This is a genomic window from Streptomyces sp. NPDC058284 (assembly GCF_042881135.1).
In the GTDB taxonomy this organism is placed as follows: Bacteria; Actinomycetota; Actinomycetes; order Streptomycetales; family Streptomycetaceae; genus Streptomyces.
Genome location: NZ_JBHVYE010000021.1, coordinates 121,139 through 141,716, shown reverse-complemented (window position 1 = coordinate 141,716; position 20,578 = coordinate 121,139). Strand labels below are relative to the sequence as shown.

Below are 20,578 nucleotides of genomic sequence, written 5' to 3'. Positions count from 1 at the left end.
ACTGTCATGGTGGGTTGGTGGGTGGTGTTTCTTGGGTGTCGCGCTGGGTAATGGGGGCTGCGGCCGCTTTGCGCTGGGGAGCCCGTTTTTAGGCGGGCCCGTAACCGCCACACTCCGCAAAACCCCGGACGCCCCCGCCCACCCCCAAAGGCACAGGCCTACCAAAGACGCCGCCCAAGGCCCGCCCCCCTCAACCCCCCGCCAACAACATCGCCCGCACCACCGGCCCCGCCGAGTCCCCCCCATGGCCACCGCCCTGGACGACCGCCGCCGACGCCAGGTCCCCCCGGTACGCGGTGAACCAGCCATTCGGCTTCTTCTGGCCGTCGACCTCCGCCGAACCGGTCTTCGCGCCCATGTCGGAGCCGAGACCCCGCATCGGCTCGACAGCCGTGCCGGCGACCGCCGTGTAGTGCATGAGGTCACGCAGGGCCGCCGCCGTCGAGCCGGACATCCTGCGCGAGGCCGTCGCCAGTTTGCGGTCGTCCACGTCCGGCGAGACCAGGTACGGCTGCTTGAACGTGCCGGACTTCACCGTCGCCGCCACCGACGCCATGTTCAGCGGGTTCATCCGCACCGCGCCCTGCCCGATCAGCGAGGCCGCCATCTGGGCGTCGCTCTGCACCGGCACCGCGCCGTCGAAGGACGAGACGCCGATCGACCAGTTGTCGCGGCCGAGCCCGAAGACCTCCTGCGCCTGCTTGGTCAGGGAGTCGTCGTCGAGCTTCTTGGCCTGGCTGATGAAGGCCGTGTTGCAGGACCGGGCGAAGCTCGCGCGGAACGTGCCGTTCTTGATCTCGAACTTGTCGTCGTTCTGGAACTTCCAGCCGCCGTACGTCTCGTACTTGGGGCACGGATGCTTCTTGTCGACCCCCGCGAGCTTCTTCTCCAGGAGCATCGAGGAGCTGATGACCTTCATCGTGGAGCCGGGTGCGATGGATCCCTGGAAGGCCGTGTTGAAGCCGCCGGGCTCGGAGTTGGCGGCGGCCAGGATCTCGCCGGTGCTGGGCTTGACCACCACGACGGACGCCCGCTTCCGCTTGGCCGTCTCCCGTTCGGCGGCCGACTGCAACGAGCCGCTGAACGTCGTCTTCAGCGTCCCCGGGGTGCCGGGCGCGAGCGTCAGGAGCGTCTTGTCGGGCATCGAATCGGAGGAGTTCTTCTTCTTCGCCGACGCGGAGCCCGGCGCGTCCTTCTCCGCCCGCACCACACGCAGCTCGACGCCCGCCTTGCCGCCCGCCTTCTTGCCGTACTTCTCGCGCAGCCCGTCGAGGACCGTACCGAGCGACGGGTACTTCTTGGTGGAGAGCTCCCCGCCGTCCCGGTCCACCGCCTTGATCGGCGGGTCGCCCGCCTCACCGGTGACCAGCCGGTCGCCCTGCCTCAGCTCCGGGTGCAGCACCGAGGGACGCCAGTCCACCAGCACCTTCCCGTCGCTCTTCCTGCGGACGACGGTGAGTTCGGACGCGTACGACAGGGGCTTGCTCTTTCCCTCGTACGAGACCGTGGCCGCCGCCTTGAAGGGCACGTCGGCGCCCGACCGCCTGCCCGGCGTCAGCTCGGTCTTCGTGAGGTGGCCGTCCTTGTGGTAGGACGTCAGGGCCTTCTGCGCCGCGGCGCGGTCGTCCGTGAGCTTCGCCGCGCGCGCCGCGTCGCCCTTGGCCCACGCGGCGAGGAACGCCCGCGCGGTGGTGCGCACTTCGGCCGCCGTCGGCGGGCCCGACGCCACCTGCTTCTCGTCGACCGTCGAGCCGTCCCCGCCGGAACCGGAGCTTCCGGAGAGTGCGAACGCGGCGGCCCCCACGCCGCAGACGACCACGACGGCCGCCCCGCCCAGCACTCCCGGATGCACCTTCACGCTTCTGACACCGACGCTCTTGCGCTCGGCGGCGCGCCTTCGCTTGCCCACAAACCCTCCGCAGTTCCCCGAGAACCCCCGGCTCCGCACCGGAAGGCCACCTTAGAGGCGTACCGAGAAGCCCTTGACCACTTCATCGCCCGCCCGGGCGACGCACCGCCGCAGCGTCTACCCTGCGCCCAGCACCGCCGCCACGATCGGCCCCGCCGCGTCACCGCCGTGTCCGCCCCGCTGCGCCATCGCGGCCGCCGCGACATCGCCCCGGTAGCCGGTGAACCAGCTGTCCGACTTCGCCTGGCCGTCGACCTCGGCCGACCCGGTCTTCGCCCCTATGTCGGTGCCGAGCCCGGCCATGGCGCGCGCCCCCGTGCCGCTGACCGCCGTGCGCCGCATCATCTGGCGCAGCTGCTCCACGGTGGAGGAGCGCAGGCCCCGCGCGGTGGCCAGCTCGCGGTCGTCGAGGGAGTGCGGCACGATCACCGGCTGGCGGAAGGCGCCCGTCGTCGCTGTCGCGGTGACCGAGGCCATGGTGAGCGGGTTCATCTGGACCTCGCCCTGGCCGATCGCGTTCGCCGCGCGGTTCGGGCCCGCCGACGCCGGTACGGCGCCGTCGAAGGAGGGGATGCCGACCTTCCAGTTGCCCTGTCCGAGGCCGAAGTTGTTCTGGGCCTCCTCGGTGAGCGAGGAGTCCGTGATGCCGTTCTCGTCGATGAGCTTCACGAACGCCGTGTTGCAGGAGCGCGCGAAGTCCTCGGAGAACGTCGCGGACTCGTTCGGCGCCATGCCCGTGAGGTTCTGGAACGTCTGGCTCTGCCAGGTCGCGGTGGCCGGGCACGGCGCGGCGCCGCCCGCCTTGGTGACCCCCTTGTCGATGAGCATCGCCGAGGTGAGGATCTTCATCGTCGAGCCGGGCGCCACCTGGCCGAGGAAGGCCGCGTTGAACGCGTCCTTGCGGTTGTTGGCGACCGCGAGGACCTCACCGGTGCTCGGCTTCAGCGCCACCACCGAGGAGTCGTCGCTGCGCAGCACCGCCTGCTCCGCCGCCTTCTGCACGCCCGCGCTCAGCGTGGTGCGCAGCTTGCCCGGCGTGCCCTTGGCGAGGGTGAGCAGCGTGCGCGTGCCCGCGTCCTCGTTCTCGTGCTGGACGTACAGCTCGACGCCCGGCTCGCCGCCCGCGCTCTCGCCGTACTTGCTGCGCAGCTGGTCCAGGACGGGGCCGAGCGAGGGGTAGTCCTTCTTGCTCAGGACGGTGCCCGCCCGGTCCACCGCCTGGATGGGCGGCGCGGCGGCCTCGCCGGTCACCAAGGTGTCCCCCTTCTCCAGGGACGGGTACACGACGGCCGGCTGCCAGTCGACGAGCGGGCGGCCCGTGGTCCTGCCGCGGACGACGGTGAGCCGGGAGTCGTACGTGAGGGACTTGCTCTTCCCCTTGTACGAGACCGTCGCCGAGACGGAGAACGGCACCCGCGCGCCGGACGCCCGCTTCGGCGTGAGTTTCACCTTCGTCAGGTGGGCGTCCTCGCGGTAGCCGGTCAGCGAGACCACCGCCTGCTCCCGGTTGTTCGTGTACGCCGCCGCCCCGTCGGCGTCGCCGGAGGACCAGGCCTCGAAGAACTTCCGCGAGGCCTCCCGCACCTCGCCGCCCGTGGGCGGGCCGGTCTTCACCTCGGTCCCGGAGTGCGCAGGACCCCCGCTCCCGGTCACGCCGTTCACCAGGTTGTACGCGCCGTACCCGGCACCCCCGACCAGCACGGTGAAGACCCCGCCGACCAGCGCGACCTTTACTCCCTTGCGCACCATGCGCTCCCCTCCCCAGGAGCCCTCCCGGCGCGGACATATCCGGGAGGGTTGTTCGCCCTGAACCCTAAGGGGGCAGGGGCTGAACAAGGGGCCGTTGTTATTGGACGGTGTCCATGGTGTGCGTTACACCCATGTATCCAGCCACATTCGGGAGCGCCAGGAATCGATGGGAATGGCGGTGCCCGTATAAATCGGCCAGAAATAGATGAAGTTCCAGAAGACGAGGAGGACGAGAACGCCCGCACCCGCGGCGCCCGCGACGCGCCGCCGTTCGCTCGACCCCGGCGGCCCCAGCATCGCGCCGACCAGCATCGCCACCGCCAGACACAGGAACGGCACGAAGACGACGGCGTAGAAGTAGAAGATCGTCCGCTCCTGGTAGAGGAACCAGGGCAGATATCCCGCCACGACGCCGCAGAGGATCGCGCCCGCGCGCCAGTCGCGGCGGAACGCCCACCGCCACAGCACATAGAGCAGCGCGATGCCCGCCGCCCACCACAGCATCGGGGTGCCGAGCGCGAGGACCTCGCGGGCGCACTTGTCGGTGGTGTCGGCGGGGCAGCCGTCCTTGCCGGGCAGCGGCGACTCGTAGAAGTACGAGACGGGGCGGCCGTCGACGATCCAGCTCCACGGGTTCGACTGGTAGGTGTGCGGCGAGGACAGGCCCACGTGGAACTCGTACACCGCGTGCTCGTAGTGCCACAGGCTGCGCACCCAGTCAGGCAGCCACGTCCAGTCGCCGCCCTTCCCGGCCGTCGCCGCCCAGTTGCGGTAGTAGCCGCCGGTGCCGTCCGCGGGGGAGAGGATCCAGCCGAGCCAGGAGACGACGTACGTGGCGAGCGCCACCGGCACCGTCGACACGAACGCCGGCAGCACGTCGCGGCGCAGGACCGCGCGGTAGGGCCGCGCCGCCCCGGCCACCCGGCGCGCGCCCACGTCCCACAGGACCGTCATCAGGCAGAGGAAGACCATGATGTACAGGCCGTTCCACTTGGTGGCGAAGGCGAGCCCCAGGCACAGCCCGGCCGCCCACCGCCACGGCCGCCACCCCAGTCGCGTCGTCTCGGCCACCCGCGCGTCGGGGCGTACGACACCGTCCTCGTCGGGCGGCAGCGCGGCGGCCAGTCGCGCCCGCGCCTTGTCCCTGTCGATCAGGAAGCACCCGAAGGCGGCGAGCACGAAGAACATCAGGACCTGGTCGAGCAGCGCGGTGCGGCTCATCACGAAGTGCAGGCCGTCCACCGTGAGCAGCGCGCCCGCCAGGCATCCCAGGAACGTCGAGCGGAAGAGCCGCCGTCCGATCCGGCAAAGCATGAGGACCGACAGCGTGCCGAGCACCGCCGTCATGAACCGCCAGCCGAACGGATCGAAACCGAACAGCCACTCGCCGATTCCGATCACGTACTTGCCGACCGGCGGATGCACCACGTACGCCGCGTCGTGCGGGACCGCGATGCCGCTGCCCTGCCGCAGGACGTCGTCGTTGATCTTGTCCGGCCAGTTGACCTCGAAGCCGCGGTGGATGAGCGCCCAGGCGTCCTTCGCGTAGTACGTCTCGTCGAATATCACCGACTTGGGATTGCCGAGGTTCAGGAACCGCAGCACACCGGCGACGAGTGTGATCAGCAGCGGACCGCCCCAGCCGGACCAGCGCACCAGACGGTCCGCGAGGTGCTCCGGCATGCCGAGCGTCATCCACAGGCGGGGGCTCGGCTCCGTGTACGCGGGAACGAGGCGTTGCGTGACGTCGTCTCTGGCCCGCTCCGCATGGCCGAATCGGCGCAGCCGCCGCTGCCACGAGGGCTGCTGCTCCTTCGCTGCCTGGCCCTCGCGGGTGTCCGGGGAAGACGCGGTACTGGTCACCGCGCCATCGTAGGGAACCAGACTGTGCGAGTCCCGCCCGTGGGCCCTGCGAGGATGGATCCGTGACAGGAAGCGCTGAATCCCCCGGAACCCTCGTCCTCGCGGGCACGCCCATCGGTGACGTGGCCGACGCGCCGCCGCGGCTCGCCGCCGAACTTGCGGCGGCCGATGTCGTCGCCGCCGAGGACACCCGGCGCCTGCGCAGGCTCACCCAGGCGCTGGGCGTGCAGGTCGCGGGGCGGGTCGTGTCGTACTTCGAGGGCAACGAGTCGGCGCGCACGCCGGAGCTGGTCGAGGCGCTGGCGGGCGGCGCGCGCGTGCTGCTCGTGACGGACGCGGGGATGCCGTCGGTCTCCGACCCCGGGTACCGCCTGGTCGCCGCCGCCGTGGAGCGGGACATGCGGGTGACGGCCGTGCCGGGACCGTCCGCCGTGCTCACCGCGCTCGCGCTCTCGGGGCTGCCGGTCGACAGGTTCTGCTTCGAGGGCTTCCTGCCGCGCAAGGCGGGCGAGCGGCTCTCGCGGCTGCGCGAGGTCGCGGAGGACCGGCGCACCCTCGTCTACTTCGAGGCCCCGCACCGCATCGACGACACGCTGCTCGCCATGGCCGAGGCGTTCGGCGAGGAGCGCAGGGCGGCGGTCTGCCGCGAGCTGACCAAGACGTACGAAGAGGTCAAGCGCGGTTCGCTGAAGGAGCTCGCCGAGTGGGCCGCCGACGGGGTGCGCGGTGAGATCACCGTCGTCGTCGAGGGCGCCCCCGAGAAGAGCGCCGAGGAGCTCGGCCCCGACGAACTGGTGCGCCGGGTGCGGGTCCGCGAGGAGGCGGGCGAGCGGCGCAAGGAGGCGATCGCCGCGGTCGCCGCCGAGGCGGGCCTTCCCAAGCGTGCCGTCTTCGATGCCGTCGTGGCGGCAAAGAATGCGGATCGGGGCGGCCCATCGGCAGGCAAAGGACTATCGTGAAAGGCAAAGCGCGGGTCCCGCACCAGGCTTGTTTTCTAAGGGCAGGCCAAAACGGATCCAATGCTCGACAGGTCTGATGCGCTCGCTCCGGGAAAGGCGTCCACTGGTTGAAGGGACGCACCCGTCCCCACGCTTCCGGTCCCGGATTCTCCTGGGACTCCGGCAGTGCTTGTCCCTCGGGCAAGAGGAGCAGCTGGCATGAGTGAGATCGCGGACACCGGCCACCCCAGCGCGGCGATAAATGTCGTTCATGAGTCGTACGCCTTCGCCTGCATGCGGTGCGGGCACGGGTGGGAGCAGTCGTACGAAATAGAGCACCACGTGGACGCCACGGGTCATGAATTCGTGATGTACCGGGCGGACGGCGCGCACGTGCCGTCACCGCTGACCCGGCCCACGTGTCTGAACTGCGGTGGCCACGTCGTGCGGATCATGCGGGCGGGGCAGGTGTCCTCGGTGCTCGACATGATGCGGCGGCAGCGGGAGGGGACGGGAGTGGGCAAGCCGGCGGGTCCGGTGGACGAGCTCGCGCCCGACGCCGCGGCCGAGGCCGACGTCGTCGCCGCCGGTGGGGTTGCGGCGGGCGGGGCCAAGGGCGATCACCACTGGCACCTGTCCGACCTGCTCCACCCCTTCCAGCACCGCAAGGGGCACTGAGCCGGGGGCGTCCGGCCGGGGGCGTCCGGCCGGGGCGGCCGGCTCGTGGGGGGCTTCGTAGGATCGAGGTATGCCTTCGAAGAACGCCGACGTCCCGCCGCCCCTGCCCGAACCGCTCCGGGTGCCGGTCGCCGACTCCCACACCCACCTCGACATGCAGTCGGGCACGGTGGAGGAGGGCCTCGCCAAGGCCGCCTCCGTGGGCGTCACGACGGTCGTCCAGGTGGGGTGCGACGTACGCGGGTCCCGGTGGGCGGCCGAGACCGCCGCCGCGCACGACAGCGTGCACGCCACCGTCGCCCTGCACCCCAACGAGGCCCCCCGCATCGTCCTCGGCGACCCCGACGGCTGGTCCCGGCAGGGGACGCGCGAGCCGGGCGGTGACGCCGCCCTCGACGAGGCGCTCGCCGAGATCGACCGGCTCGCCGCACTGGCGCACGTGCGCGGCGTCGGCGAGACCGGCCTCGACCACTTCCGCACCGGCCCTGAGGGCATGGCCGCGCAGGAGCGGTCCTTCCGCGCCCACATCGAGATCGCCAAGCGGCACGGCAAGGCCCTCGTCATCCACGATCGCGAGGCCCACGACGATGTGCTGCGCATCCTGAAGGAGGAGGGCGCCCCCGAGCGCACCGTCTTCCACTGCTACTCCGGTGACGCCGACATGGCCCGGATCTGCGCCGAGAACGGCTACTTCATGTCCTTCGCGGGCAACATCACCTTCAAGAACGCGCAGGGCCTGCGGGACGCCCTTGCCGTCGCACCGCTCGAACTGGTGCTCGTCGAGACGGACGCGCCGTTCCTGACGCCCGCCCCGTACCGCGGACGGCCCAACGCGCCGTATCTCATTCCGGTCACGCTGCGCGCGATGGCCGAAGTCCGCGGCATCGACGAGGACGCCATGGCCACGGCCGTCTCCGCCAACACGGCGCGCGCCTTTGCTTACTGACCGATAACGACGCGTATCGCCCGCGGGGAGCAGCTCAGGTCAACGCGGCGACACTGCGTAGTCGCGCTGCTTTGGAGAGTGACGAGTGCTCCGCTAGGTTCTGTCCGGCCCCGGTACGGACCCGGACCCCCTGGAGCGTCGTCGTGAGCAACTCGCAGTACGAGCCGCCGTACGAGCCGCCGTATGAGGCGTGGCGCGATGTCTCGTCGTGCCCGACGGAGGCGGCCTACGCCCATGACACGTCGTACGCGGCCGTCCACGGCGGTGCGGCGTACTGGTCGCCCGGATACGAGACCACGATGGTCGACGTGGTGCCCGCGGCGCCGGAGGCCGGCGGTGACGGGGGCGCCGAGGGGCGTCTGCCGCGGCAGCAGTCGGCCCCGGCGGGCGGCGGGGGGCGGGCCGCGCGGCGCAGGAAGAGCGGCGGGCGGGGGGCCGGGGCGCCGGAGGCCCGGACCGGGACCAGGGCCGGGAGCCGGGCCGGGACTCGGCCGTCGCCCCGCTCCGAGAACCGGCCCGAGGCCATGCGGAGGCTGCTGCCGCAGGCCCTCGTCGTGGCGTTCCTCGCGGGCGGCACCTCCGCGTTCGTCGCCAACGACAAGGCCGTGGAGCTCATCGTCGACGGCGAGCCCCGCACCCTGCACACCTTCGCGGACGACGTCGGCGAACTCCTCGCCGACGAGGGCGTCGACGTCGGCGCCCACGACATCGTCGCCCCCGGGGCCGACGCCGCCCTCGCCAGCGGCGACGAGATCGCCGTCCGCTACGGCCGGCCCGTCCGCCTCACCCTCGACGGCGAGCCGCGCGAGGTGTGGACCACGGCCCGCACCGTCGACGGGGCGCTGCGGCAGCTCGGCGTGCGCGCGGAGGGCGCGTACCTGTCGACGTCGCGCAGCCGCCGCATCGACCGCGACGGGCTCGCCCTCGACGTGCTCACGGAACGCACCGTCACGATCATGGCGGACGGGCGGGAGCGGACCATCCGTACGAACGCGGCGACCGTGCGGGAGGCCGTCGCCGAGTCCGGGGTGACGCTGCGGGGCCAGGACACGATGTCGGTCGCCGCCGACAGCTTTCCGCGCGACGGTCAGACCGTCACCGTCATGCGGGTCACCGGGACCAAGGAGGTCCGCGAGGAGGCGATCCCCTTCGAGGTCGTGAGGACCGAGGACGCGTCGGTCCTGCGCGGCACGGAGGTCGTGGTGCAGGCGGGGCGGCCGGGGGTCAGACGCATCACGTACACGGTGCGGACCGTCAACGGCGTCAAGCAGCGGCCGCGGCGGGTGCGGGCCGAGGTGGTCCGTGAGCCGCAGAAGCGGATCGTGCGGATCGGCACGAAGCGGATGCCGTCGCCGGTGGCGGGGGCGGAGGGCCTGGACTGGGCCTCCCTCGCCCACTGCGAGTCCGGCGGCCGGCCCGGCGCGGTGGATCCCTCCGGTACGTACGGCGGCCTCTATCAGTTCGACACGCGGACGTGGCAGGCGCTGGGCGGCTCGGGCCGCCCGCAGGACGCCCCGGCGGCGGAGCAGACCCTGCGCGCGAAGAAGCTGTACGTGCAACGGGGGGCAAGCCCTTGGCCGCACTGCGGCCGGCGGTTGTAGAGCGGGCACCCCTCCCCGGCGGGGCGCACCCGCCCGCCCGCCACGGAGTGGGCCCGCAGCGAAGGGGGCGGGGAACCCCACCCCGTAACCTGGTGCGGTGAGCACAGAGCACGGCACGACCCTCCTCGGCCCCGCCGACATCCGCGAACTGGCCGCTGCCCTCGGCGTACGTCCGACCAAGCAGCGCGGCCAGAACTTCGTCATCGACGCCAACACCGTGCGGCGCATCGTCCGCACCGCGGGGGTCCGCCCGGACGACGTGGTCGTCGAGGTCGGCCCGGGGCTCGGGTCGCTGACCCTGGCCCTCCTGGAGACCGCGGCCCACGTCACCGCCGTGGAGATCGACGACGTGCTCGCCGGGGCGCTGCCCGCGACCGTCGAGGCCCGCCTCCCGCAGCGGGTGGGCGCCTTCGGGCTCGTGCACAGTGACGCCATGCTGGTGAGCGAGCTGCCGGGCCCCGCACCGACCGCGCTGGTCGCGAACCTCCCGTACAACGTCGCCGTGCCCGTCCTGCTGCACATGCTCGACACCTTCCCGACCATCGAGCGCACGCTCGTGATGGTGCAGGCCGAGGTCGCCGACCGGCTCGCCGCGGGGCCCGGCTCGCGGGTCTACGGCGTGCCGTCCGTCAAGGCCAACTGGTACGCCGAGGTGAAGCGCGCGGGGTCCATCGGGCGCAACGTCTTCTGGCCCGCGCCGAACGTCGACTCGGGCCTCGTCTCGCTGGTCCGGCGCGCCGAACCGGTGCGGACCAGCGCGTCGAAGCGGGAAGTCTTCGCCGTCGTCGACGCCGCCTTCGCGCAGCGCAGGAAGACGCTGCGGGCCGCGCTGTCCGGCTGGGCGGGGTCGGCGGCAGCCGCGGAGGCCGCGCTGGTCGCCGCCGGGGTGTCGCCGCAGGCGCGCGGCGAGGCGCTGACGGTGGAGGAGTTCGCCCGCATCGCCGAGCACAAGACCGCCGAATCCGAGACCGCCGAGCCCCGGGAGGCCGGCGCGTGAGCGTGACCGTACGGGTTCCCGCGAAGGTCAACGTGCAGCTGGCGGTGGGCGCCGCCCGCGCCGACGGCTTCCACGACCTCGCCAACGTCTTCCTCGCCGTCGGCCTCCACGACGAGATCACCGTCACGGCCGCCGACGGACTCGGCGTCAGCTGCGAGGGCCCCGGCTCCGACCAAGTCCCCCTGGACCGTACGAACCTGGCCGCCCGCGCCGCGGAACTCCTTGCCGCGCGGCACGGCATCGAGCCCGACGTCCACATCCACATCGCCAAGGACATCCCCGTCGCAGGCGGCATGGCGGGCGGCAGCGCGGACGGCGCCGGCGCGCTCGTGGCCTGCGACGCGCTGTGGGGCACGAACGCCTCCCGCGACGAACTCCTCGACATCTGCGCCGAGTTGGGCAGCGATGTGCCGTTCAGCCTGGTGGGCGGCGCGGCGCTCGGGACCGGGCGGGGCGAGAAGCTGGAGCCGCTGGACGTCGGTGGCCGCTTCCACTGGGTCTTCGCCGTCGCCGACGGGGGCCTCTCGACGCCCGCCGTGTACCGCGAGTTCGACCGGCTGACGCCCGTCGCGCCCGCGCCGCAGGCGTCCCCTGCGCTGCTCGCGGCCCTGCGCGACGGTGACGCGGAGGCCCTCGCCGCCACGGTCACCAACGACCTCCAGCCCGCCGCGCTCTCGCTCTTCCCCGCGCTGCACGACACCCTCGCCACCGGCACGGCGGCGGGCGCGCTCGCCGCGCTGGTCTCCGGCTCAGGCCCGACGACGGCGTTCCTCGTGGCGGACGCGGCTTCGGCGAAGCGCGTGGCCGATGCGCTGACGGCCTCCGGCACCTGCCGTACCGCAAGGACGGCGACGTCACCGGCCCCGGGCGCCACGCGGATCTAGGCGGCCCGGATCGTCTCGCCCAGGAGCGGGCCGAGGGCCGCCCCCGCGGGCGACTACGCTGGAAGATCGATCGATCCCCCCTGTCAGGAGAGAAATGGCCGTCAATCTGGTCAATGTCGAGGCAGTCAGCAAGGTGTACGGCACCCGTGCCCTGCTCGACGGCGTCTCACTCGGCGTGTCCGAGGGGGACAGGATCGGCGTCGTCGGGCGCAACGGCGACGGGAAGACCACCCTGATCCGGATGCTCGCCAAGTTGGAGGATGCCGACACCGGCCGCGTCACGCACAGCGGCGGGCTGCGCCTCGGCGTGCTGACGCAGCACGACTCGCTCGACCCGGCCGCCACCGTCAGGCACGAGGTCATCGGGGACCTCGCCGACCACGAGTGGGCGGGCAGCGCCAAGATCAGGGACGTGCTCACCGGGCTGTTCGGCGGGCTCGACCTGCCGGGGTTCCCGCAGGGGCTCGACACCGTCATCGGCCCGCTGTCCGGCGGCGAGCGGCGCCGCATCGCGCTGGCCAAGCTGCTCATCGCCGAGCAGGACCTGATCGTGCTCGACGAGCCGACCAACCACCTCGACGTCGAGGGCATCTCGTGGCTGGCCGAGCACCTGCGGACGCGGCGCTCGGCGCTCGTCTGCGTGACGCACGACCGGTGGTTCCTCGACCAGGTGTGCACGCGCATGTGGGACGTCCAGAGCGGCTCCGTCTTCGAGTACGAGGGCGGGTACTCCGACTACGTCTTCGCGCGCGCGGAGCGTGAGCGCATCGCCGCCACCGAGGAGACCAAGCGCAAGAACCTGATGCGCAAGGAGCTGGCCTGGCTGCGGCGCGGCGCCCCGGCGCGTACCAGCAAGCCGAAGTTCCGTATCGAGGCCGCCAACGAGCTGATCGCGGACGTGCCGCCGCCGCGGGACACCGGCGAGCTGATGAAGTTCGCGACGACGCGGCTCGGCAAGACCGTCTTCGACCTGGAGGACGTGTCCGTCCAGGCCGGGCCCAAGCTGCTGCTCAAGCATCTGACCTGGCAGCTCGGTCCGGGCGACCGCGTCGGTCTGGTCGGGGTGAACGGCGCGGGCAAGACCTCGCTGCTGCGCGCCATGGCCGACGCGGCCCGCAGCGACGGCGACGTGCAGCCCGCGGAGGGCAGGATCGCCGTCGGCAGGACGGTGAAGCTGGCCTACCTCTCGCAGGAGGTCGCCGAACTGAAGCCGACGCTGCGGGTCCTCGAGGCCGTGCAGCAGGTGCGCGAGCGGGTCGACCTCGGCAAGGGCCGGGAGATGACCGCGGGCCAGCTCTGCGAGACGTTCGGGTTCGGCAAGGAGAAGCAGTGGACGCCGGTCGGGGACCTCTCCGGTGGTGAGCGGCGCAGGCTGCAACTGCTCAGGCTGCTCATGGACGAGCCCAACGTCCTCTTCCTCGACGAGCCGACCAACGACCTCGACATCGAGACGCTGACGCAGCTGGAGGACGTCCTCGACGGGTGGCCCGGCTCCATGGTCGTGATCTCCCACGACCGGTTCTTCGTCGAGCGGACGACGGACAAGGTGTTCGCGCTCCTCGGCGACGCCACCATGCGGATGCTGCCGCGCGGCATCGACGAGTACCTGGAGCGCAGGCGGCGGATGGCGGAGACCGCCTCCCCGGGACCGGCGAGGACCGCGCCCGCGCAGGACGCCGCGCCGTCGGCCGTCTCCGCCGCGGACGCGCGCGCGGCCAAGAAGGAACTGCAGAAGATCGAGCGGCAGCTGGACAAGATCTCCGAGAAGGAGACCAAACTCCACGCCCAAATCGCCGATAACGCCACCGACTTCGGAAAGGTGGCCAAACTGGACAGCGAGCTCCGTGAACTGATCGGTGAGCGCGAGGAGTTGGAGATGCGCTGGCTGGAGCTTGCGGAGGACGCGTAGAGCTCCCGTGGAGGACGCATAACGGCCGGATTACGGCTATGTCTGCCCTTGGGGACAGCGACAGGGCCGGGCCCGTGTGGTAGAGCGCCAGGGTGATAGAAAGGCTGGCCTCAGCACCATTTGGCGTGCCGAAAGTCAGTGAAGGGGGAAGCGCTGATGACTCAGCCGCCCAACCAGCCGCCGCCCGGCGGCTTCGGAGCTCCACAGGATCCACGGCAGGATCCACGGCAGGGCGGCGGGGCGCCCCAGCCGGGTTACGGATACCCGCAGCAGCAGCAGCCGCCGCAGCCGCAGCCCGGCCAAGCGGGCCCCTACGGGCAGCCCGGACCGTACGGTCAGGCCGGCCCCTACGGGCAGCCGCAGCAGCCGCAGACACAGCCGCCGCAGCCGGGCCCCTACAACCAGCCGACCCAGCCCGGCCCCTACGGGAGCCAGCCGCAGTACGGGTACGCGCAGGTGCCCACGCAGCCGCAGTTCCCCGCGGGCCCCGGCGCGCCCGGCACCCCGCCAGGTACTCCGCCCGGCGGCGGCAGGAAGCGCAAGAAGCTCGTGATGATCGTCGCCGCGGCCGTTGCCGCGCTGCTCGTCGCGGGCGGTGTCACGTACGCCGTCGTCGGCGGTGACGACGGGGACGGGAAGAAGTCCGAGGCGAAGAAGAAGGACCCGGGGCCTACCGCGACCGTCCCGGCCAACCCCGGCAACGGCAGCGGCGACGGCCACGAGGGCAAGGAAGACCTCAACGCGGGCCGCCAGGCCGGCGAGGCGAAGGTCCTCTGGTACAAGGAGGCGCCGAAGGTCCCCGGTTCCGGCGGCGACGCCCCCGGCATGTGGATCGACGGCGACATCGTGGTCAAGGCCGCGTACAAGCAGCTCCTGGCGTACAACGTGAAGACCGGCAGGATCGCCTGGGACGCCATCACGTTCCCGGAGAAGATCTGCGGCGCCACCGACACGGCCACCGCCGACGGCAAGATCGTGGTGGCGTACAAGGAGGGCTCCAAGAGCGGCGACGAGTGCAACCAGCTCCAGGTCGTCGATCTGAAGACGGGCGACAAGGGCTGGGGCAAGCCGGTCAAGAAGGAAGGTCTCTTCGACTCCGCGCTCCAGAGCAGTCTGGTCCTCGTCGGCGACGTGCTGATGGTCGGCCGCGAGCAGTCCGGCACGGCGCTGCGGATGAGCGACGGCAAGAAGCTCTACGTCGCGGGCAAGAAGGACGAGGGCACCTGCTTCCCCAACGGCTTCGCCGGTGGCAAGCAGCTCATCATGGCCCTGTCCTGCGGCGCGAGCACGCCGAACGAGCACGACGAGCTGCAGCAGCTCGACCCGAAGACCGGCAAGGCCCTGTGGACGAAGAAGTTCCCCAAGGGCTGGCGCGTCAGCAAGGTCTACTCGGTGAGTCCCACGGTCGTGTACCTCAGCAATGAGGACAAGAAGAAGTGGAACATCACGGTGCTGAAGGAGAGCAGCGACAAGACGCGCTCCGAGGTCGTCTCCGACGACAACTTCGCGCCGCAGTGCGGGGACTCCTTCCTCAGCGGCTCGCTGGGCGACTGCCTGGGCGCGACGGTCGACGACAAGTACCTCTACCTGCCGACCGACAAGCAGAGCGGCGCCAACGAGATCGTCGCGACCAGCCTCGCCACCGGCAAGGAGGCCTGGCGCACCAAGTCGCCGCTGGACGCGAAGATGATCCCGCTGAAGGCCGAGAACGGTGCGCTGATCGCGTACGTCGCGCCGCCGTACGACGCGGGCGGCCGGGTCGTCTCCATCGCGACGTCCGGTTCGCACGAGCCCGAGACCCTTCTGCGGCACCCGAAGGGCACGTCGAAGATCGAGAGCGGCTTCTACGCGAAGGACGTCGACTACGTGGACGGGCGCTTCTACATCTCCACCACCAACATCATGAGCAGTGCCGGCCAGTCGAAGCTGATGCTCGCCTACGGCAAGTGACCTGCTCCACCGCTCAGTCACCACCCTCTCGACCGCTCCCGTCCCCAAGGAATAGACGACTGTCATGACCCAGCCGCCCCAGCCGCCGCAGCAGCCGCCGAACCAGCCCCCGCAGGGCGGCTTCGGCGCCCCGCAGGACCCTCCGCCCGGAGGCTTCGGCAAGGCCCCCGACCCCTCGTACGGCTACCCGCAGGCCCCGCCGCAGCAGCCGTCGGCCCCGCAGCCGCCCCCGCCCCCGCAGACCCCGCCCCCCGCGGCCCCGCCGGCGCCCCCCGCGGCCCAGCCCAACTACGGCTACCCGCAGGCTCCCCCGCCCCCGCAGGCCCCGCAGCCCCCGCAGAGCTACGGCTACCCGACGCAGCCCGCCCAGCCGCAGTACCAGCAGGGCTACCAGCAGCCGTACCAGCAGGGCTACCAGCAGCCCCCCACCATGCCGATGCAGCCGCAGCCCGCGGGCGGGCCCGACGGCGGTCCCGGTGGCGGCAAGAAGATCAGCCGCCAGATGACGATCATCGGTGCGGCGGTCGTCGCGATCGCGCTGATCGTCGGCGGCGGCGTCTACTACGCCTCGACGAAGGGCGACGACAAGGACACGTCGCAGGCCTCCGGCGAGAAGGGCAAGGGCAAGAAGGGCGGGGACGGCAAGGGCGGTGACTCCCTGCCCGGCCAGGGCCCCGCCAAGGAGAAGGCTCCGGCCGACCCCGCGGCCAAGGTCGTCATGCAGCTGCCCCAGCCGAAGATCCCCAAGGACCAGATCTGGAACACCACGGGCTCGGTGCTGACCGACGACGTCTACGCCAAGGCGGGCGTCAACGAGCTGAACGGCTACGACCCGGACACCGGCAAGAAGAAGTGGACGGTCCCGCTCTCCGGCATGACCTGCGCGATGGCGCCCGAGGTCACCGAGGACGGCATCGCCGCAGTCGTCACCGAAGAGGCCAAGCGGAACAAGAAGGGCGACTACGAGCAGTGCAGCAACGTCTCTGCGATCGACCTCAAGTCCGGTAAGAAGCTCTGGACCGAGAGCACCGAGACCAACGGCGTGAAGGCGACGTTCAAGGAAGTCACCATCTCCGGCACCACGATCGCCGCCGGGGCGGGCACCTCGAGCGGCGGCGCCGCCTGGGACATCAAGGGCAAGTCCCTGTGGAAGCCCAAGATCGGCAAGTGCAGGGACGTCGGCTACGCCGGCGGCGATCAGCTGGTCGCGGTCCGCAAGTGCGGTACGTACGGTGACGAGACGCTGAAGGTCCAGCTCCTGGACCCCAAGACCGGCGACGAGAAGTGGACGTACCCGATCGCGCCGGGCGTCGACAACGCCAAGATCATCTCGACCAACCCGGTCGTCTTCGGCCAGGACACCACCGGCATCACCTCCTCCGGCGCGACCGACGTCTTCTCGCTCGGCAGCAACGGCAAGCTGCGCGCGAAGATCTCGCTGGAGGACGGCAAGTACGACCACGACTGCGGCGTCAACATGGTCCACGCCTGCACGTCGATCGCGGTCGGCAACGACCGGCTGTACGTCCCGACCCGCCCGCACGACGGCAGCGGTGAGAGCTACAACCGGACCAACGAGATCGTGTCGTTCTCGCTTGCCACCGGGAAGTCGACCAGCGACCGCGCGGTCGCGGGCGAGAACGGGGAGATCGTGCCCGTCCGCATGGACGGCGGCAACGTCATCGCGTACAAGGCGCACAGCTACAAGCAGGGCGCCCAGATCGTGTCGCTGGACGGCAAGACGATGAAGGAGACCAAGCTCCTGGAGACCCCGGGCTCCGAGGCGGTCACCGACGCGATCAGCGGCATGGTCCCGCAGTCCAACGAACTCCTCTACTCCGGCGGGCACTTGTTCCTGGGCAAGAAGCTCCTGAGCAAGCCCTACTCGGCGGACGAGAAGGAGTACGTGGCGATCGGCTTCGTCGCGAAGTAGGGAAGTGGAGAAGTAGCGCGGCACGCGCCGCGTGCACCGCACGGCGGCGGCCGCCCCCTCGCACCATCAGGGGGCGGCCGCCGCCGTTCGTGTACCCCTCCGTACTCCCCGACGCCCCCCCCGGAGGGCAGGGATTCAGGCATTCAGGGCCGCTTCTGGCCGGTAGGGGCGCGTAACGTCGAACAAGCGTGTAGCTTCCGGGGGATGGAGGGTCGGGGGGCCCTCGGTCCGCCGGGAGCGGGAGAGCGGGGCGATCGGTGGATCTGGGGAACAGCCGGGGAAGTGGGGGGTTGCTGTGGGTGTGCGGCTCATGGTGGTCGACGATCATCGACTGCTCGCCGAGGCCCTCGCCTCGGCGCTGAAACTGCGCGGGCACCGGGTGCTCGCCGCCGCCGCGCCCGCCGCGGGAGCGGCGGAACTGGTCATCAGCAGGGCCCCGGAGGTCTGCCTCCTGGGCACGGCGACGCCCGCCGAACCGGGCATGTTCGACCCCGTCGTGAAGATCAAGCGGGAGCGCCCGCAGGTGGCGGTGGTGGTGCTCGGGCCGGTGCCGAACCCGCGCGGGATCGCCGCTGCCTTCGCCTCCGGCGCCTCCGGGTACGTACGCCATGACGAGCGCATAGAAGGAGTGGAGCGCGCCATCATGAAGGCGCGCGCGGGGGAGGCCGCCGTCGCGCCGCAGCTGCTCCAGAGCGCCTTCAGCGAGCTGCTCAATCCGGCCGCGCAGCCCGACGACGAGGGGCAGCGCCTGCTGCAGATGCTGACGCCCCGCGAGGTCGAGGTGCTGATGCGGGTCGCGGACGGCGAGGACACCCGGCTGATCGCCGCGGGCATGGGGATAGCTCCCAGTACGGCGCGTACGCATGTGCAGCGGGTCCTGATGAAGCTGGGCGTCGGCTCGCGTCTTGAGGCCGCCGCGCTCGCCGCGCGCACCGGCCTGTTGGAGCGCGCCGAGCGCCCCGCCTCGGCGTACGCGGACAACGGCGGCGTGCCCGGCGGGCCGCACACGGCGACGGGGCCCGAGCCACCGCGGTGAGCCCGGGCCCCGGCCGGGAGGGCGGGCGAGGGGTTACCCGTCCTCCGGCTCCTCGGGGGTGACCACCATCGGGCGCAGCCAGAGCCAGCCGAGGAAGAAGAGCCCGAGGGCGAGCATGGCGAGGCCCGTCCACAGGTTGATGTTGATGTCCTCCGCCTTCTTCAGGTCGGCGTCGGACGCGGTGATCCCGGCGATCGTCACGATGACGCCGTAGACGACGAACAGGCCGCCGATGATGCGCCTGATGTCGAAGAGACGGGCGGCCGTCGCCGACTTACGCTCCAGGTCGGAGACTTCTTTGTGCAGGTCAGACATGGTCTTCGGGCCTCCGGTCGGGCTAGAACGAGTACGGCACGTAGCAGGCCGCTGCGAGTACGACGGCGCCCCAGCCGAGCAGCGCCGGCTTGCGGTACCACGCGTCGTCGCCCGCCTCGGCGCCGTCGTCCGCCAGGCCCGGTGAGACCGTTCCGTAGACGAGTCCCGCCAGTTCGGCCTCGGGCTTGGGCGCGGTGAAGAGGGTGACGGCGACCATCACGACGGCTCCGGCGGCGAAGCCGACCATCGCCGAGACGAAGTTGGCGCCCTGGTCGGACGGGATGTCGATGATGCCCTGCTTGTAGATCCAGAAGTAGTTGACCATCGCGGCGGTGGTGCCGGCGAGGAGTCCCCAGACGCCGGATTTCATCGAGGCCCGCTTCCAGAACATGCCGATGATGAAGACGACGAACATCGGGACGTTGAAGAAGGAGAACAGCGTCTGGAGGTAGCTCATGATGTTCGAGAACGACGAGGCGATGAAGGCCGTGCCGATCGAGGCGAGCACGCCGAGGGCGGTGATGAGCCTGCCGAACTTCAGGTAGTAGCCGTCCTCGCGGCCCTTGACCACGTACTTCGACCAGATGTCGTACGTGAACACGGTGTTGAAGGAGGAGACGTTCGCGGCCATGCCCGCCATGAACGCGGCGAGCAGACCGGTGACCGCGATGCCGAGCACGCCGTTGGGCAGCAACTCCTGCATCAGGTACGGGATCGCGTCGTTGTACGTCAGGTCCGATCCGGCCGTGCCGATCTTCGGGACGAGGACGGCGGCGACCAGCCCCGGGATCATCACCGCGAAGACGATGAAGATCTTCGGGAAGGCGGCGATCAGCGGGGTGCGCTGGGCGGCGGAGAGGTTCTTCGCGGACAGGGCGCGCTGCACCTCGGCGAAGTTGGTCGTCCAGTAGCCGAAGGAGAGCACGAAGCCCAGGCCGAGGATGATGGTCAGCCAGTTGGCGCCGAGCGGGTTGGCGTCACCGATGCCGGTGCCGCCCCAGGCCGTCATGAAGTTGTCGCCGTGCTGCTTCTCGATGGAGCCGGACAGGCCGTCCCAGCCGCCGACCTTCTTGAGTCCGATGACGCAGATGGGGATCAGCGCCGCCAGGATCACGAAGAACTGCAGGACCTCGTTGTAGATGGCGGAGGAGAGGCCGCCGATGGTGATGTACGCGAGGACGAAGAGGCCCGCGACGACGATGGCGACCCACTGCGGCCAGCCGAGCAGCGCCTCGACGACGATCGACAGGGCGTAGAGGTTCACGCCCGCGATGAGTATCGCGGCGAAGGCGAAGAGCGCCGAGCTGAGCAGGTGCGCCGACCTGTCGAAGCGCTGGAGCAGGAACTCGGGGACGGAGCGGACCTTGCTGCGGTAGTAGAAGGGCATCATGACCAGGCCGAGGAAGACCATGGCGGGGATGGCGCCGATCCAGTACCAGTGGACGACCGCGACGCCGTACTGCGCGCCGGTCGCGGCCATGCCGAGGATCTCGGTGGCACCCAGGTTCGCTGCGACGAAGGCGAGACCGGTGACCCAGGCGGGCAGGGAGCGGCCCGAGAGGAAGAAGTCGAGGCTGGTCTTCACGGAGCGCCGGGCGGCGAAGCCGATGCCGAGGACGACGGCGAAGTAGATCGCCAGGATCGCGTAGTCGAGGCCGTTGGTGGGCAGCCGAAGCCCCTCGGCCAGGGTTTGTGTCGGGGACTGCATGTGAACTCGCTTCGTTGCGCGAACGGATCAGACCGGAACCTACGCCCCTTGCTTCAATAACTGAACAGTTCTGTTGGTGTTCTTTGTTTGATTGTGATCGAGCCGACCGGCCGAACCATTCGCCGCCCGTCCGTCCCACGGGCATTGACTGAACTGTTGAGT

General features: G+C 70.9%; 15 protein-coding genes. 10 read left to right on the top strand and 5 right to left on the bottom strand.

The window, feature by feature from the left end:
* Nucleotides 1-190 precede the first annotated feature (190 nt).
* The 3 genes from ACFVYR_RS26850 to ACFVYR_RS26840 form a co-directional block, all read right to left on the bottom strand.
* Nucleotides 191-1,909 carry a penicillin-binding transpeptidase domain-containing protein gene (locus ACFVYR_RS26850; RefSeq protein ID WP_384263620.1) on the bottom strand — a complete coding sequence of 573 codons (1,719 nt, stop codon included), beginning with the start codon at nucleotides 1,907-1,909 and terminating at the stop codon, nucleotides 191-193.
* Nucleotides 1,910-2,026: 117 nt separating this feature from the next.
* On the bottom strand, nucleotides 2,027-3,655 hold the full coding sequence (locus tag ACFVYR_RS26845) for a penicillin-binding transpeptidase domain-containing protein (RefSeq protein ID WP_384263623.1): 1,629 nt from the start codon (nucleotides 3,653-3,655) through the stop codon (nucleotides 2,027-2,029).
* Nucleotides 3,656-3,781: 126 nt separating this feature from the next.
* Entirely contained in the window at nucleotides 3,782-5,521 is a 1,740-nt protein-coding gene (locus tag ACFVYR_RS26840; protein WP_384263618.1) for a dolichyl-phosphate-mannose--protein mannosyltransferase, read from the bottom strand.
* 62 nt (nucleotides 5,522-5,583) lie between these two features.
* On the opposite strand from ACFVYR_RS26840, the gene rsmI reads away from it, so the two are divergent.
* The 10 genes from rsmI (at nucleotide 5,584) to ACFVYR_RS26790 (ending at nucleotide 18,393) form a co-directional block, all read left to right on the top strand.
* Nucleotides 5,584-6,480: a 16S rRNA (cytidine(1402)-2'-O)-methyltransferase gene (gene rsmI, locus ACFVYR_RS26835; RefSeq protein ID WP_384263616.1), complete on the top strand. Its 897-nt coding sequence runs from the start codon at nucleotides 5,584-5,586 to the stop codon at nucleotides 6,478-6,480.
* A gap of 198 nt (nucleotides 6,481-6,678) precedes the next feature.
* Nucleotides 6,679-7,137 carry a hypothetical protein gene (locus tag ACFVYR_RS26830; protein ID WP_384263614.1) on the top strand — a complete coding sequence of 153 codons (459 nt, stop codon included), beginning with the start codon at nucleotides 6,679-6,681 and terminating at the stop codon, nucleotides 7,135-7,137.
* Nucleotides 7,138-7,207: 70 nt separating this feature from the next.
* Complete coding sequence (locus ACFVYR_RS26825; RefSeq protein WP_384263611.1) at nucleotides 7,208-8,083, top strand: TatD family hydrolase; 876 nt, start codon at nucleotides 7,208-7,210, stop codon at nucleotides 8,081-8,083.
* A 143-nt stretch (nucleotides 8,084-8,226) separates the two neighbouring features.
* The gene (locus ACFVYR_RS26820) at nucleotides 8,227-9,684 is read left to right on the top strand and encodes a ubiquitin-like domain-containing protein (protein WP_384263608.1); all 1,458 of its coding nucleotides are present in this window, start codon (nucleotides 8,227-8,229) and stop codon (nucleotides 9,682-9,684) included.
* 97 nt (nucleotides 9,685-9,781) lie between these two features.
* Nucleotides 9,782-10,681 carry a 16S rRNA (adenine(1518)-N(6)/adenine(1519)-N(6))-dimethyltransferase RsmA gene (gene rsmA / locus ACFVYR_RS26815; RefSeq protein ID WP_384263606.1) on the top strand — a complete coding sequence of 300 codons (900 nt, stop codon included), beginning with the start codon at nucleotides 9,782-9,784 and terminating at the stop codon, nucleotides 10,679-10,681.
* On the top strand, nucleotides 10,678-11,565 hold the full coding sequence (locus ACFVYR_RS26810; protein ID WP_384263603.1) for a 4-(cytidine 5'-diphospho)-2-C-methyl-D-erythritol kinase: 888 nt from the start codon (nucleotides 10,678-10,680) through the stop codon (nucleotides 11,563-11,565). Before rsmA ends, ACFVYR_RS26810 begins: the two co-directional genes overlap by 4 nt.
* A 94-nt stretch (nucleotides 11,566-11,659) precedes the next feature.
* Nucleotides 11,660-13,474: an ABC-F family ATP-binding cassette domain-containing protein gene (locus ACFVYR_RS26805; RefSeq protein ID WP_384263601.1), complete on the top strand. Its 1,815-nt coding sequence runs from the start codon at nucleotides 11,660-11,662 to the stop codon at nucleotides 13,472-13,474.
* 156 nt (nucleotides 13,475-13,630) lie between these two features.
* A complete protein-coding gene (locus ACFVYR_RS26800) occupies nucleotides 13,631-15,424 on the top strand; it encodes a PQQ-binding-like beta-propeller repeat protein (protein WP_384263599.1) in 1,794 nt (597 codons plus the stop codon).
* 64 nt (nucleotides 15,425-15,488) lie between these two features.
* Nucleotides 15,489-17,357, top strand: a complete 1,869-nt coding sequence (locus tag ACFVYR_RS26795) for a PQQ-binding-like beta-propeller repeat protein (protein ID WP_384263596.1) — start codon at nucleotides 15,489-15,491, stop codon at nucleotides 17,355-17,357.
* A 310-nt stretch (nucleotides 17,358-17,667) separates the two neighbouring features.
* Nucleotides 17,668-18,393 (top strand): LuxR C-terminal-related transcriptional regulator, encoded by a 726-nt coding sequence (locus ACFVYR_RS26790; RefSeq protein WP_384255405.1) that lies wholly within the window; start codon nucleotides 17,668-17,670, stop codon nucleotides 18,391-18,393.
* A 33-nt stretch (nucleotides 18,394-18,426) separates the two neighbouring features.
* Here the strand turns inward: ACFVYR_RS26790 and ACFVYR_RS26785 are convergent, their stop codons facing one another.
* Both ACFVYR_RS26785 and ACFVYR_RS26780 read right to left on the bottom strand, forming a co-directional pair.
* Nucleotides 18,427-18,708 (bottom strand): hypothetical protein, encoded by a 282-nt coding sequence (locus ACFVYR_RS26785; RefSeq protein ID WP_384255408.1) that lies wholly within the window; start codon nucleotides 18,706-18,708, stop codon nucleotides 18,427-18,429.
* Between the two features lie 22 nt (nucleotides 18,709-18,730).
* Nucleotides 18,731-20,416, bottom strand: a complete 1,686-nt coding sequence (locus ACFVYR_RS26780; RefSeq protein ID WP_384255410.1) for a sodium:solute symporter family protein — start codon at nucleotides 20,414-20,416, stop codon at nucleotides 18,731-18,733.
* Between the last annotated feature and the right edge of the window lie 162 nt (nucleotides 20,417-20,578).